This is a genomic window from Phytomonospora endophytica (genome assembly GCF_014202425.1).
Taxonomy (GTDB): Bacteria; Actinomycetota; Actinomycetes; order Mycobacteriales; family Micromonosporaceae; genus Phytomonospora; species Phytomonospora endophytica.
Genome location: NZ_JACHGT010000021.1, coordinates 17,209 through 31,568 on the forward strand (window position 1 = coordinate 17,209; position 14,360 = coordinate 31,568).

Sequence of the window (14,360 nt, forward strand, 5' to 3'; positions counted from 1 at the left end):
GTGGCCAGTCGCGTGGCCACCGGCATCGTCTGGGCGGCCGAGACCGGCAAGTGGCTCGATCTGCGCGCCGACGGCGAGCCGGACGATCCGGCCCGCCAGGCCGCGTGGAGCGACGACCGTGAGATCACCGGCGACGAACTCGCCGAGGTCCTGTCCGTCCTCCAGGACCGTTCGGTCGTCGTGCAGGTCATGGGCGCGCGCGTCACGGGTCCCGTCGACTTGAGCCACCGCGAGTTCCGTGGCGCCCTGTGGTTCGACCGTTGCGCTTTCACCGGCCCGGTCGACTTCACCGAGTCGGCCCTGTCCTCCTTGAGTGTGAGCCGCTGCCACTTCGCCGCCGGGCTGGGCGCCTCCCACATGACCGTCACCCACTCGGTTCTCGCCCGCCGGACCGTCGTCAACGGCTCCTTTCGCCTGCGCGGCAGCAGAATCGGCGGTGAACTGAGCCTTCGCGGGGCCCGACTGTCCTATCCGGACGGCTGGGCGCTCTACGCCGAGTCCTGCGAGGTCGCCTCCTCGGCCTGGCTCTGCGACGGACTCGTCGTCGACGGTGACGTCTCCCTTCGCACGGCACGGATCGGTGGCCGCTTCGGGCTCGACGCCGAGATCAGCGGGATCGTTGACGCGCAGGACCTGACCGTCCGCGTCCTCGACGACGATCCCGACGCCTGGCCGGCCGGTTCGGCGCTGACCGGGATGTCCTACGAGCGCATCGGGCAGCGCGGCGACGCCCGCACGCGCCTGTCGTGGCTGGCCAGGATCGTCACGTCCTACGAGCCGCAGCCCTACCGCGCCCTCGCCCACGCCTACGAGGCCTCCGGCCACGACACCGCCGCCCGCCGCGTCCTCATCGCCAAGCAGCGCGTCCGCCGCGCCTCCCGGCGCAACCGCGTGCACAACCTGGTCAGCCGCCCGTGGAGCGCGATACTGCGCACGACGATCGGCTACGGCTTCGCGCCCTGGCGCGCGATCCCCTGGGTGGCGGGCATTCTCGCCGCGGCCTGGCTGATCTTCGCGACGGCCCCGGCGAGCGCCTTCACGACGAGCCAGCCGACGGGTGAACCGTTCCGGCCGTTCCTGCACGCCGTCGAGGCGTTGATCCCGCTGGTGAAGGTCGGCGGCACGGAGTGGATCGCGCACGGCGGCTACGTCTGGTGGCACACCGGGTTCTCGGCGCTGGGCTGGTTCTTCGCGACGGTGGTCGCGGCGGGGCTGGCGGGGGTGTTCAAGCGGGACTAGTCGTCGGTCCGCGTCGTCGGCTTGTGCGACGGCATGCGCCGGACGTACCCGGGCCATCCCGCCGACGCGACGAGGCCGGTGGCGTGCTCGATCACCTTCCGGTCGATCACCGTGCTCACATTCGCGCCACCGGCTGGATCCCGCACGTGGAAGTGCAGGAGGTGGTTCGGGTCGATGTCGGCGGTGATCTCCAGCTCCCCCTCCGCCGCCGCGCCGACGGCGAGTTCCAGCACCGCGAGCGGCGTGTTCCGGGCGGGGTCGGCGGACTCGCCCTCGACGAAGCAGAGGGCGACCACACCGCCGTCGCCGTCGGCCCGCAGAAAGCTCTCCGACCGCTTGGTCGGGATGCTGGTGTGCCGTTCGATGAGCTGGGCGGTCGTCCCGTCGCCCGTCCACACGCCGACCGACGCCGACGTCGCGTCGAGCAGCAGCGTGTCCTTCACCGTTCCGGCCAGGACTCCGGCCTGAAGCGCGGCACCGGCGACGATTCCCTCGGGGATGACACCCCGGTAGACGTGCTTGCCGCCGGTGGCCTCGCCGACCATCGTGGCGATCGCCGGCATCCTCGTCGCGCCTCCGGTGAGGATGACCTGGTCCAGTTCCGCCAGCGCGATTCCGCTGTCGGCCAGCGCGCGTTTCACCACCGCGGAGCAGCGCGCCAGCAGGTCCCCGGTGGCGGCCTCGAACTCCGCGCGCGTGACCGTCTCGTCCAGGTGGATCGGTCCGCCCGGCGCGGAGGCGAGATAGGGCAACCGGACCCGCGCGGTGCGCGCCGACGACAGCTCGATCTTGGCGGCCTCGGCGGCCTCGCGCAGACGCCGTGCGGCGGCGGTGTCGTGTCCGATGTCGAACCCGTGCCGTGCCTTGACGCGCTCGGTGAGGAGCCCGGCGAGACGGCGGTCCCAGTCATCGCCGCCGAGCAGGTTGTCACCGGCCGTCGAACGGACCATGACGACACCGTCGGAGAGCTCGACGACGGAGACGTCCAGGGTTCCGCCACCCAGATCGAACACCAGGGCCTCGTGGTCGCGGAGAACACGGGTCCCGACCACCATCGCCGCCGCCGTCGGTTCGCTCACCGTGCGCATCACGTTGAGACCCACGGCGCGGGCGGCCTCGACCAGCCCGGCGCGCTGCGCCCGTCCGAACACGGCGGGGACGGTGAGGGCGGCGTCGTCGATCGGCATGCCGAGATGGGCCTCGGCGTCCGCCTTGAGCTTGGCGAGGATCAGCCCGGCGACCTGCTCGGCAGACAGGCGCACGCCCCCGCGGGCGATGCTCCAGTTCGTGCCGAGCTTCAGCTTCACCGACCGCGCCGTGTGCTCCGGATTGATCGCGGCCTGCTTTCGCGCCGCCTCCCCGACGAGCAGGCTCCCGTCCGCCGCGATCGCCACGACACTCGGTGTCGTCAAAGAGCCCTCGGCGCTCGGGATGACCCGCACGTCATCGCCGTGATGAACGGCGATCGCGGAATTCGTGGTCCCGAAGTCGATGCCGACGATGACCCGTCGATCGCCCGACCCGGGCGACCGCTTCGGGCGCGTGCGCTCCCCGCCCGGAATGTCGCCGAGGCCCCTCCCGTGCCACAGGTCCCGCGCTCGCCGCGCGACCTCCGGGTCGCCGTCGCGTACGAGTCCGAGGAGCGCCCGGTGGGCGGTCTCGCGGGTCGGTTCCCGGACGCTGCCGAGCAGCCGTTCCACCAGGTGCAGGGCCCCGATCCGTTTCCACGCCTGTGGATCGGCGACGCCTGAGCGCATCTCGCCGAGCATGTCGGCGTCGGGGTTGCGGGGGCTGCGGGCCAGGTGGAGTACGCCCTGGGTGTTGTCGACGCTCAGGGTCGGCGTCTGTCCGGCGACGCGCCGCCGGACGCGTTCGTGGACGTAGTCGTAGAGGTCGCCGACCGACACGTATCCGTCGCCGTCGATGTCGGCCGAACCGTCCCGGAGTCCGTCGACGATCGCCGAGGTGAACACCGACGGCTGTGTGCCGGGCCTGCTCGACCGGACGTTCGCGCCGCTCTCGTGCGCGTACTGGAGCGACGTCGAGGCGGTGATGACCGCGCGTCCCTTGCCGCCCAGGGGTTCGGCGACGTCGACGCGTGGCACCGCCTCGGACCGGCGCAGTGTTCCCAGCGGGAAGGCTCCGCTGTAGCAGCAGTCCAGGGTGAGCACGATCCGGCGGGAACGGCAGTGCGTGATCCAGTCGCTGATCGTCTCGGCGGCGATCGCGGTGGCCGTCGGCAGGTCGCGTTCGGTGTCCTTCATGACGAAGAAGAGCCGGTTGCGCAGGTCCTTCCAGCCGTGCAGGGAGAGGTGCAGCAGCAGCAGGTCGTCGCGATCGGCCCGGCTGAAGAACGTCTCCAGCGCCCGCATCGCCTCGCGCTGACCGACGTCGACGAGTGAGGTGACCTCGAAGCCGCCGATCGCGGGATCCCCGAGGACACCGGCCAGCCCGGCCGCGTCGGCGCGGGCACCGGGCAGCGGGGCGAAGTTCTCGTCGTCGTAGACGCTGTTGGCGATGACGAGCGCGCGCTTGGCCACCGGGTTCAGCCTTCGTGCCGTCGCAGGAAGTCGTCGAGGACGCGCTGCTGCACGGCCCTTGAGGCGTTGCCGAGTTCCAGCTCGTCCTCGCCGATCTTGACCCGGATCGTGCCCGATCCCCGGCGCCCCAGCCAATCCCGCACGAGTCCGAGGAGGACGGGCAGCGTCGCGCCGGCCCCTCCGAGGCCGATCAGAAGGGCGCCGAGTTCGACGCCGGTTCCCGCGCGGGTCCCTTCCGGAGGCGGGGGTCCCGGGACGCGTTCGATGTGGCCGACATCGCCTTCGCCGAGCGCGGCGATGAGGAGCTGCAGCTGTTCCTCCAGGTACTCCGGATCGGCGCCGGCGTCGTCGAGAACGAGCGTCACCGCGGTCGGTTCCATCGCCTCCCCTTTCCCCAGATCCGCATGGAGAACGGTAACGCGGGCACGCTGTTCGGTGCCTGCCCGAAAGGGACTAACCGGCCCCCAGCTGGATGAGGAGGAACGCGATGCCCCAGCCGACCGTGGTCAGCGTCCCCAAGGCCATGGCCGCGATCGCCATCCCGTTGCTGGGCAGGTTTCCACGCGTCGCCAGCAGCGCCGTGACGATCGCGAAGACGCCGACACCGGGGACGAGCACGCCCAGCGCGGCCAGTCCCAGGGCATAGGGCGTCATCGGCGAGCGCTTCTGCGAGTTGGCGTAGGCGACCGGGTGACCGAGGTGCGTCAGTCGCGCGCGGACCAGCAGGATGTCGACCACGCAGGCGCGGACGGCGTTGCGGTGCAACAGATCCCGGCGCTCGACGTGGTCGACGGCCGAGGGCCGCACGAGCTTCTTGAGCCGTTTGCGCTCCTCGGCGAGCCACTGGCGGGTCGGGGGTTCGCGCAAGGTGGACTGCACCCAGCCCGCGGCCTCCGGGTAGCGCGACGACAGCACGGCGAGTCGCGTCTGGAGGTGCTGCAGACGGCGGACCGCCCGCGCCGCCTGGGCGCCCCGGCGTCCTTTCGGGGCCTGCGCCAGTCGCCGCGCTGATTCGCGCTCGCGGTAGGACAGCAGCGCCGTCAGCTCCTCGGGGTAGACCAGGGGCGTGTCCTTGTACTGCATCAGCTGCTCGCCGTAGAAGCTCGCCTCGGTGCGGTAGGCGCGCGAGAACAGGTACCAGACCAGCAGGAACACCGGCAGGCCCTTGATGAACAGGGCCGCGACGATCCCGATGCCGCCGAAGCCGAAGCCGTCGCGCAGCAGCGGCGAGTTCCACAGCGCGTGCGCCAGGATGGCGACGCCGATCGCGCCCGCCGCGACGCCGATCCGCCGGGCCGCCGGCTTGTTCCGGTTCACGGTGGCGTAGGCGATTCCGCCGCCGGCGAGGGCGGTGAACACGGTATGGCTCCACAGTCCACTGAGGAATCCGCGCACCACGAAGGTGGACACGACCGGTCCGACCTCGTCGCCGCCACGGTCCCAGGCGGTCGCGGTCACCGCGTAGCCGAAGTCCTCCATCACCTGGAATCCGAGGCCGACGAAGGCGCCGTAGACGAATCCGTCCACAGTGGAGTTGACCTGCTCGCGCGCGATGAGCACGACCAGGACGATGCCCAGTGCCTTGAGGATCTCCTCGACGACGGGCGGCCCGATCGCCGCGCTCCACTCCCCGGCGAAGGCCGGTGAGACGAGCTTGGCGAGCATGCCGTGCGTGGCCCTTCCGCCGTAGACGGCCCCCATGTAGGCGACCACGCCGCCCCACGCGAAGGCCATCGCGACGAGCGCGGGCGGCTCGCGTTCCAGGTAGTCCAGGCGCCGCAGGACGATGACGAAGGGGACGGTGAACAGCGCGAAGCCGATCGCGGCCACCGTCGAGGCCAGCGGGTAGGCGGCGAAGCAGTTCTTCACGGCCGTGCCGAGGATCCACAGCGCGGGCACGGCGAGGACGGCGAAGACCCACAGGGCGGGGTTGCGGGGGTCGAACCACTGGCCGGAGCCGGGCGGGGTCGGGCGGACGTAGGGGTCTGCGGTCATGGGCCGCTCCCGTCGAAGCGCATGGTCGCCAGCGCGTCTTCGAGCCGGTCATAGGTGATCTCGTCGAGTCCGCGCCGGGTGGAGCTGGACACGATGACGTGGACGCCTATTCCATTGTGGACGAATACGATGAAGTAGCCCTCGGTGCTCGGTGAACGGAATACGTGCCGTAGTCCCACGACTCCGCCGTTCGTGGTGAAGGAGGTCTCCTCGCCGGGGAGCTGAATACCGGGCTGCGCCTTGAGTTCGCGTTCGATCGCCTCGGCCAGTACGAGATCGGTCTGCTCGTAGGGGCGGGCCGTCGCGGTCACCTCGGCGCCGTTGACGCTCAGCTCGGTCTCGCCGCCGGCCAGCTGGTCGCGGCCCACGTCCTGCGTGGCGCCCTCGGGGGCGACGAAGGACACGCCGTGCCCGAGATCGATGCGCGCGCCGCCGCGGTCGACGATGCCGGGAATCATCGTGTTGATGAGCGGCAGCCCGACGACGATGACCAAAACCGCGCCGAGAACCGCCATGGAACCGAGGAATCGGCCGCCGAATGAGTCGGTGAACAAGGGCCGGGAGTCGTCGCCTGGACCGTTTCGGCCGGAGCCGTCGCTCATGTCGCACCCCTCCCCGTCGGTGGCCGTCCGCCGTTGTGCTCAAGCCCCATTGTGTCGTCTTGAGTGACGGACAGGGTGACCGCGTACAACGACAGCGGCCCACCCCTGGAAAAGGGTGGGCCGCTGTCGTGAGGGGATCGAGCTTCGATTGAGGGGATGGAAAAGCTCAGGGTGTTACAGGTCTTGCGCTTCGCCGCGCCGGTCTAAGTCGGCGAGCGATTAGTCGATCGATTCCCGCTGCGAGGGAATCTGGCCCTGCAGCAGCGCGCGAACCTCCGACTCGCGGTAACGCCGGTGTCCGCCGAGCGTGCGGATCGCGCTGAGCTTGCCCGCCTTGGCCCACCGGGTGACCGTCTTCGGGTCGACACGGAACATGGTGGCCACTTCGGCCGGCGTCAGCAGCGGCTCGGGCTCGTGAGTACGAGATGCCATTGTGTTACTCCTCCACAGGTCTGTCATCACACACAGTCGCCGCACTCGGCTGACCGGCGCAGGTCCATCGTCCGGCCTGTCCCCGATGTCCGACATGGGCCGAACGGCCGAAACTGGATGGCCCGTGGGGTTGAAGAAACTTGGGAAATATCCGGACCGCTGCCTTAACCGCCCGAATATAACGGTTTGATATCACTCAGGAAGATGCCCACCATCCGGTCTACCAGGCATCCCACCCCGCTCGGAGGAAGGTACAGGGTTAGCCTTTGCGGTGTCGGCTGCACCCCTTGTCGACCACCACGCGGGGCGGCCCCACGAAGACCGCCCGCAAGAGATCCTTCTATGGGAGAAGTAATGGGCGTATTCACGGCGCCGGAGAACCTCAGCGGCCACGAACAGGTGGTCTTCTGCCAGGACAAGTCCTCCGGGCTGCGCGCGATCATCGCCGTCTACTCGACGGCACTGGGACCGGCTCTCGGCGGGACCCGTTTCTACCCGTACGCCAGTGAGGAAGAGGCGCTGCACGACGTCCTCGACCTCTCGAAGGGCATGGCCTACAAGAACGCCGTGGCCGGGCTCGACCTCGGCGGCGGCAAGGCCGTCATCTGGGGTGACCCGGTCGCCGACAAGAGCGAGGAACTGCTGCGCGCCTACGGGCGTTTCGTGGAGTCCCTCGGCGGCCGCTACTACACCGCCTGCGACGTCGGCACCTATGTCGAGGACATGGACGTCATCTCCAAGGAGACGCGTTACGTCACCGGCCGCAGCGAGGACCACGGCGGCGCCGGGGACTCCTCGGTGCTCACCGCGTACGGCGTGTTCCAGGGCATGCGCGCCGCCGCCGACCACAAGTGGGGCACCCCCACGCTGGCCGGGCGGACCGTCGGCGTCGCCGGGATCGGCAAGGTCGGCAAGCACCTGATCACCCACCTCATCGACGACGGCGCGAAGGTCGTCGCCACCGACGTGTCCGAGCGCGCGCACGACTGGCTGAAGACGACACACCCGAACGTCGACTTCGTGGACACCACCGAGGCCCTGATCGGCTCGGACATCGACGTCTACGCGCCCTGCGCGCTGGGCGGCGCCCTCAACGACGACTCGGTGCCCGTGCTGCGCGCCTCGATCGTGTGCGGGGCGGCGAACAACCAGCTCGCCCACCCCGGCGTCGAGAAGGACCTCGCCTCGCGCGGGATCCTGTACGCGCCGGACTACGTGGTCAACGCCGGCGGCGTGATCCAGGTCGCCGACGAGATCGAGGGCTTCAACTTCAACCGCGCCCAGCGCCGCGCGTCGAAGATCTTCGACGTGACCGGCGAGATCCTGCGCCTCGCCGACCGCGAGGGCGTGCCGCCGGCGGTCGCCGCCGACAGGCTCGCCGAACGCCGGATGGCGAACGTCGGACGGCTGCGGACGATCCACCTGCCGTAGGCGGGTGGGATAGGCGGGTCGTGTCCCCGGGGCTGTGGCTCCGGGGATGTTTTTGTGGGGGAGGGGTTGGGGGGTGGGGGTCGGTTCGTGGCGCGTGGTTCGTGGGGGGGCTCGCGTGGGGGCTGCTGCCGTGGGCGCCGCGCGCTCGTGCCTCCGCGCCTACCCCGGCCTCTGGTACCCGCGCGCCTCCGGGCTGCTGTGCTCCCGCGCTCGCACGTTCGCGGCCCGGCGCCTCCGCGCCGTCGTTCCCGTGCACCTCCGCGCCCGCGTGCTCTCGCCTCCCGACATCTCCGCGCGCCTGCACCTCCGCGTTCTCGCGCCGCCGCACTCGCGTGCCGCGGTGCCCTCGCGCGCCGGCACTTCCGTGCTTCCGCGACCCCCGTCTGCGCCACCTCCGTGCCTCCGCGCACCTGTGCTCCCGTGCCTCCGTCCCCTGTGCCTCCGGGCTCCCGCACCTCCTCGCCTCCGAGTCTTCGCGCCCCCGAGCCCTCGCTCCCGTGCTTCCGTGCCTCCGTCCCCTGCGCCTCCGCGCTCCCGCACCTCCCCGCCTCCGAGTCCTCGCGCCCTCGCACCCCCGAGCTCTTGCCCCCCCGAGCCCTCGCACCCGCCCTCCCGCACCCGTGCCTCCGCCGTGCCTCCGTGCCCCGTGCTCCCGCACTCCCGCGCCCCGCACTCCCGCGCCTCCGCGCTTCCTTGCCCCCGAGTTTTCGCGCTCTCACACCCCCGACGCCCCCGAGCCCACACGCTCCCGCGCTCCCGCGCCCTCCGCGTTGCGGCACCTCCGCGCACCCGTGCTCCCGTGCTCCCGTGCCTCCGAGTCCTCGCGCCCTCGCGCTTCCGTGTCCCCGTGCCTCCGTGCTCTCGCGCCCCGCACTCGCGCGCTTTCACGCCCCCGCGCCGCGCACCTCGGTGCTTCCACGCTCCCGCGCCCCGGTGCCTCTGCGCCCTCGTGCCCCGCATCCCCGCAGGCGAGGGTGCCCTTGAGGTGCGCGTGGCGGGGCGCGGGTTCGGTTTCGCAGGGGGCGGCGCGGTTCTCACGGGCGGTTCGCGCGGGCCGTGCGGCGATCACGGCCGGCGGCACCAAGCCCGTGGCCACGACTGCGGGCCGGTCTGCGGCCGGACTCGTCTTGACCGCGCGCTCGGGTTCTGCCGTTCCGATCACCCGCATGGGTCAGGCGTGCGGGCGAAAGTGTCATACCTCGCGCATATCGTTGTTTTAGGGGCCCCTTTGGGGCGCGCGATGGCGTGCGCCGTTCGTGCGGGCCTCACCCCCGGCGTGTCCTCGGCCGCGCGAGTCGCTCAGCCACTCAGTCGGTTGGCCGCTCAGCGGCTCAGTGCCTCAGTCACCCGATCCTGGCGGCGAGAGCGCTCGTCGCGTTACCCGGAACCTCGATGTCCCGCCGCGCCCGTCGCGATGCCGAGCAGCCCGTCCGTGAGCGCACCGGCCGCACGTTCCCCCTCCTCGACGCCCGGGGCGCCACCGCTCGCATCCACACCGACATCGCCCGGCACCTCACCGGCGAGCTCGCCGTCGACGGGTGGTCGGCGCGTCCATCACCGTCGCCTACGAGCATGAGCGCGGCCTGCGCGCGCTGGGCCGGTCACGTGACGGCCTCCCCACCGCCGGGGTGCGCCGGACGGTCGGCGTGGCCGTCGGGGACCTCTTCGCCGCCGGGGTGAGCCGGACGGTCGGCGTGGCCGTCGGGGACCTCTTCGCCGACGAGCCGAGGAGCCGACGAGCCGACCAGCCGCCGACGCTGCCCGTGCCCGTCACCCCCACGCGACGGCGCCGAAGGTCTTCCGCGTCGACTGGGCCGACGGGACGCGTGTCGCGGTGTCCTCCACGCCGAAGGGCGCGGCGAAGTCCCACGTCGCGGTCCGGCGCGAGAAGCTTCCCGCCGGGGCCAAGGCGCTCTGGGCGTCGCGCCTCGGCGCGCTCAAGGCCCTGCTGGAGTCCTGACCCGCCGGAGCACCCGTCGCGGCGGGCGGGCCGCCTCTGTGGACGGGAACCCCTCGCTCACGCCGCCGGTTCCCCACCCCAGCGCCGCTCCGAGATCCCCGACATGTTCTCCTCGCCCCACTCACCGAGCGGGAGCAGCGCGGTGTTCAGGGTGCGCCCGAGGTCCGTCATCGAGTACTCCACCCGCGGCGGCACCTCGTGGAAGACCTCGCGGTGCACGAGCCCGTCGGCCTCCATCTCCCGCAGTTGCTGCACGAGCACCTTCTCGCTGATGCCCGGAACCCGCCTGCGCAGCTCGGCGAAGCGCGCGGTGCCGTGATGCAGCTCCCAGAGGATCAGCGCCTTCCACTTGCCGCCGATGACGTCCACGGCGGCGTCGAGACCGCAGGAGTATTCGCGCTTGACCTTCACGTGGGGCCTCACTTACCTGTCGGGGGGTACCGTCGGGCAAGGATGGTACCTCCGAGGCTCCATCCCCCGTTCGTGGCTCGTATCGAGTCGGGTCAAAGAGTGGTGCTTACCGCACCGACTCGCCGGTAAGCAGCCGAACACTGCCCCGGATGCGGAACTATGCGGTATTTTGTCGCGTTTTTCCGCCGCTTTCTTGGGGTGGGTCGAGGTGCCAAGTTGAGCCAAGGCGCTGTACCGTAGGGGCCACGACAGAAGATGACGTTCTCCGGGGTCGCCGCTGCGGCAACCCCGTGACTGTGTGCGAGGGGGTCGAGCCATGGGGCGCGGCCGAGCTAAGGCCAAGCAAACTAAGGTGGCCAGGCGGCTGAAGTACCACTCGCCGAACACCGATCTTTCTGCGCTCCAGCGTGAGCTCGGGAACGATGACGGTGCGGCGGACGACGAGTTCGAGGAGACGGATGATGAATTCGTCGACGCGTACGACGACGTAGGCCAGGGCCAGGACCAGAACCCCGACGACCGCGAGCCGCGCGAGGAAGACTGGCTCCCGCGCAAGCGCTGACGTCGTAAGTCAACGGCAGAGTCAACGGCGGCCGAGTACCGGGTGCCCCTCCATGGGAGGGGCCTCGCGCACTCAGGCCGCCGACTTCCTGCCGTATTCATCCGCCTCTCGATACACGTTGAGCACGTACGTGTTGAGGTGGTTGTACGAGAACACCGCGTCGTACCACCCCTGTGCCGTCGACAGGTCCCTGTTGTCGTGGCACAGGTACTTCGCCGCGGCCAGCGCGACATCGTCGATGTCGTTCGGGTTGGCGTCGCCGTCACCGTCGGCGTCGGTCGCCCAGCTCTTCCACGTCGTCGGGATGAACTGCATCGGCCCGACGGCGCGGTCCCACGTGGTGTCGCCGTCCCAGACGCCGTCGTCGGTGTCCTTGATCGCCTTGTTCCCGGCCGTGCCGTCCAGCGCCGGCCCGCGGATCGCCTTGAGCGGGCGGCCGTTGGCGTCGAGGCTGGTGTTGCTCGTCGTGCCGTGGTTGGTCTCGATGCGGCCGATGCCGGCCAGCGTCGTCCACGACAGGCGGCACGCGGGCTGCGCCGTCGCCAGCCGCAGCTCGGCGAAACCGTAGGCCTGGATCGCGCGGGCCGAGATCCCCACCTTCGGCGCCATCTTCGCCGCCCAGCCCGACAGGGTGCTCGACGGCACCGTCGTGGAGTTGCCCGGCGGAGGCGTCAGCGCGCCGTTCGTCGGCGTCGGCTGCGGCACGTTCGGCGCGCCCGGGATCGCCTCGGCGCCCGGTGGCAGCGCGATCGGCGCGTCGGCGATGGGCGCACTGCTCTCGCCCGCGCCGACCGGCCGCGCACTGCCGCTGCGCGGAACCACGTAGGTCGCCAGCAGACCGAGAGCGCCCAGCAGAACCACGGTGACCGCGACCTGCACGCCGAAGCGTGAACCCGGCCGCCGCATGTACTCCGCGGTCGCCTTGCCGGCCGTCCGGCTCGCCGCCGCCGTCGAGCGCGCCGCCTTGGGCGCACCCGTCCGGGTCGACCGCCACGCGCCGCGCAGTCCTTGAGAAACGTTTCGAGAGAGGTTCGTGAGCTTGCCCGCCACGCCGGAAGTATGGCTGATGGCGGCGAGCGAGCGCCAGTGCGCATCGGCACCTTCTGTCCCCATCACTGCCCAAAACCACAGAAAATACCGACACAGTTGTCATCAGGTCGCAACCGGAAGGGCGGTCCCGTCGTTTCGCAGGTTATGTGCACGAGCCCGGCCGGGCGGCGGCCGTGGGGAGTGCCGGTGGGACCGACTGTCGTGGTCATCGGGGGGCGCGGTGGATGAGTGGAGCGGGTTCGAGACGATGCCGACGGTCGGGGGCGGTACCTCGGCGTCACCGTGCCGGGCCGGACCGTCCAGCGGGGACGGTCGGGCCAGGTGCGCAGAGCCGGTGCGCGAAGGCATGCGTAATGTTCGGGCACCGGACATGGCGCCAGGGTCGGAGGAGTCCACTGTGGAGACACAGTTGCCGAGCGGAACAGTGACGTTTCTGTTCACCGATATCGAAGGTTCAACTCGGATGGCTCACTCACTGGGGGCCGAATATCGCACGGTGTTGCACGACCACAGACGGCTGCTGAGAGGCGTCCTCGGACGCAGTACCGGCGCCGAGCTCCTCACCGAGGGCGACAGTTTCTTCGTCGCCTTCGCCGACGCGGCCACCGCGATCACCGCGGCGATCGACACCCTCCGCGCGCTCGCCGCGCACACCTGGCCCTACCGCAAGGGCTGGACCGAACCGTGCATGCCGCGGCTGCGGATCGGAATCCACACCGGCCCGGCCGTGCCGAAGGGCGGTGAGTACGCCACCCACGTCGTGCACAGAGCGGCCCGCGTGCGCGACGCCGCACACGGCGGGCAGGTCCTGTGCTCGCAGGCGACGCTCGACGCGGCGAAACGCCGGTTGCCGCCCGACATCAAGGCCGTCGACCTCGGGCTGCACCGCCTGCGCGGTTTCGACGACCCCGAGCGGCTGATGCAGCTCGTCGTGCCCGACCTGGAGTCGGAGTTCCCGCCGCCGCGCACCGAGGACGCGCGCGCCCACAACCTGCCCTCCTTCGCCGACTTCGTGGGCCGCGAGACCGAGATCCACCGGCTGCGCAGGCTCGTCGACGGGCACCGCCTCGTCTCGGCGACCGGGCCGAGCGGCGTCGGGAAGACCCGCGTGGCCGTCGAGATGGCACTGCGCGCCGCGAGGTCATACTCCGACGGCGTCTGGTACGCCGACCTGCCCGCGGGCGGCGACGCCGACGCGACGGCCGGGCTCGCCCTCGCACGGGCGGTCGGGGTGCGGCCCGACCCGTTCCGGCCCGCGGCCGAGACCGTCCTCGACTGGCTGCGGCACCGCAAATGCCTGCTGATCCTCGACAGCGCGCAGGCGAGGCACGCCGACTTCGTCCGGCGGGTGCTCGCCGAATGCTGGCAGGCGCGGATCCTGCTGGTATCGCGGGCGCCGCTGGGGCTGTCGGGCGAGGTGATCTGGGCCGTGCCCGCCATGGGCGACGGGGAGGCCGTGCGCCTGCTGGAGCTGCGGGCGGCCGCCGCGCGGGGCGGGGACGTCGTCGACGGCTGCGCCGCCGTCGCCAAGCGCCTGGGGGGCATACCGCTGGCGCTGGAGCTGGCGGCCGCGCGGATGCGGGTGGTGTCGCCGCAGGATCTCGCCAAGCGCCTGGACAGTGACCTGCTCGGGGTCCTCGACGGGCCCGGCCGCGTGTGGAGCGCCGCGCTGGACGCCTCCTACGAGGCGCTGCCCACCGGGGCCGTCGACCTGCTGCACGCCTTCGCCGAGGAACCCGACCCCGTCGACGTCGACGCCGTCGAAGGGCGCCTGCTGGGCGACGTCGGCACCGCCGCCGCGCTCGACGCCCTCGCCGCGCTGGTCGACGCGTCCCTGGTGGACGTGCGGTATACGGGGACGACCGCGCTGTACCGCCTGTCCGCGCCCGTCCGCGCCTACGCGGCGTCGCGGGCGCCGTCGTCCTCGGCGTCGTCGGACCCCGCCTGTCGCCCCGACCCGGACCCGCCCGCCGACCACGTCGCCCCGCACGACTTCGGGCCCCTGCCGGGCGGCGTCGTGCCGGGAGCGCTGCCGGGGTCGCTGTTCGCGGTCAGCGGTTTACTCCCGGCCGCGACGGACGACCGGCGCTGGCCGGGGGATGCGGTGAGGGTGGGGAAATTACTGTGGTGAGAGGGGG

General features: G+C 71.4%; 13 protein-coding genes. 6 read left to right on the top strand and 7 right to left on the bottom strand.

All coding sequences use genetic code 11. The features are described 5' to 3' along the window. Positions 1-12: 12 nt before the first annotated feature. Positions 13-1,239 (top strand): pentapeptide repeat-containing protein, encoded by a 1,227-nt coding sequence (locus tag HNR73_RS35070; RefSeq protein ID WP_184792360.1) that lies wholly within the window; start codon positions 13-15, stop codon positions 1,237-1,239. On the opposite strand, the gene HNR73_RS35075 is transcribed toward HNR73_RS35070, so the two are convergent. The 5 genes from HNR73_RS35075 to HNR73_RS35095 form a co-directional block, all read right to left on the bottom strand. Further along, positions 1,236-3,779: a caspase, EACC1-associated type gene (locus HNR73_RS35075; RefSeq protein ID WP_184792361.1), complete on the bottom strand. Its 2,544-nt coding sequence runs from the start codon at positions 3,777-3,779 to the stop codon at positions 1,236-1,238. The genes HNR73_RS35070 and HNR73_RS35075 overlap by 4 nt on opposite strands. Positions 3,780-3,784: 5 nt before the next feature. After that, positions 3,785-4,159 carry a hypothetical protein gene (locus tag HNR73_RS35080; RefSeq protein ID WP_184792362.1) on the bottom strand — a complete coding sequence of 125 codons (375 nt, stop codon included), beginning with the start codon at positions 4,157-4,159 and terminating at the stop codon, positions 3,785-3,787. Between the two features lie 73 nt (positions 4,160-4,232). Next, a complete protein-coding gene (locus HNR73_RS35085; protein ID WP_184792363.1) occupies positions 4,233-5,774 on the bottom strand; it encodes a PrsW family intramembrane metalloprotease in 1,542 nt (513 codons plus the stop codon). After that, on the bottom strand, positions 5,771-6,376 hold the full coding sequence (locus HNR73_RS35090) for a hypothetical protein (RefSeq protein ID WP_184792364.1): 606 nt from the start codon (positions 6,374-6,376) through the stop codon (positions 5,771-5,773). Before HNR73_RS35090 ends, HNR73_RS35085 begins: the two co-directional genes overlap by 4 nt. 219 nt (positions 6,377-6,595) lie before the next feature. Next, a complete protein-coding gene (locus HNR73_RS35095) occupies positions 6,596-6,808 on the bottom strand; it encodes a BldC family transcriptional regulator (RefSeq protein WP_184792365.1) in 213 nt (70 codons plus the stop codon). A 354-nt stretch (positions 6,809-7,162) separates the two neighbouring features. Here HNR73_RS35095 and HNR73_RS35100 point away from each other — a divergent pair, with 354 nt between their 5' ends. The 3 genes from HNR73_RS35100 to HNR73_RS40395 all read left to right on the top strand — a co-directional run bounded on the left by HNR73_RS35100 (position 7,163) and on the right by HNR73_RS40395 (position 10,199). Continuing rightward, entirely contained in the window at positions 7,163-8,239 is a 1,077-nt protein-coding gene (locus HNR73_RS35100) for a Glu/Leu/Phe/Val family dehydrogenase (RefSeq protein WP_184792366.1), read from the top strand. A gap of 1,392 nt (positions 8,240-9,631) precedes the next feature. Next, positions 9,632-9,919: a hypothetical protein gene (locus HNR73_RS35105; RefSeq protein ID WP_184792367.1), complete on the top strand. Its 288-nt coding sequence runs from the start codon at positions 9,632-9,634 to the stop codon at positions 9,917-9,919. A gap of 154 nt (positions 9,920-10,073) precedes the next feature. Next, entirely contained in the window at positions 10,074-10,199 is a 126-nt protein-coding gene (locus tag HNR73_RS40395; protein WP_260337641.1) for a hypothetical protein, read from the top strand. Positions 10,200-10,256: 57 nt separating this feature from the next. On the opposite strand, the gene HNR73_RS35110 is transcribed toward HNR73_RS40395, so the two are convergent. Next, positions 10,257-10,610 (bottom strand): winged helix-turn-helix transcriptional regulator, encoded by a 354-nt coding sequence (locus HNR73_RS35110; RefSeq protein ID WP_184792368.1) that lies wholly within the window; start codon positions 10,608-10,610, stop codon positions 10,257-10,259. A 316-nt stretch (positions 10,611-10,926) separates the two neighbouring features. Between HNR73_RS35110 and HNR73_RS35115 the strand changes: the two genes are divergently transcribed. Next, a complete protein-coding gene (locus HNR73_RS35115) occupies positions 10,927-11,172 on the top strand; it encodes a DUF3073 domain-containing protein (protein WP_184792369.1) in 246 nt (81 codons plus the stop codon). Positions 11,173-11,244: 72 nt separating this feature from the next. Here the strand turns inward: HNR73_RS35115 and HNR73_RS41055 are convergent, their stop codons facing one another. Beyond that, entirely contained in the window at positions 11,245-12,222 is a 978-nt protein-coding gene (locus tag HNR73_RS41055) for a lytic transglycosylase domain-containing protein (RefSeq protein ID WP_184792370.1), read from the bottom strand. Positions 12,223-12,592: 370 nt separating this feature from the next. Between HNR73_RS41055 and HNR73_RS35125 the strand changes: the two genes are divergently transcribed. Beyond that, entirely contained in the window at positions 12,593-14,353 is a 1,761-nt protein-coding gene (locus HNR73_RS35125) for an adenylate/guanylate cyclase domain-containing protein (RefSeq protein ID WP_260337642.1), read from the top strand. The last annotated feature ends 7 nt before the right edge of the window (positions 14,354-14,360 follow it).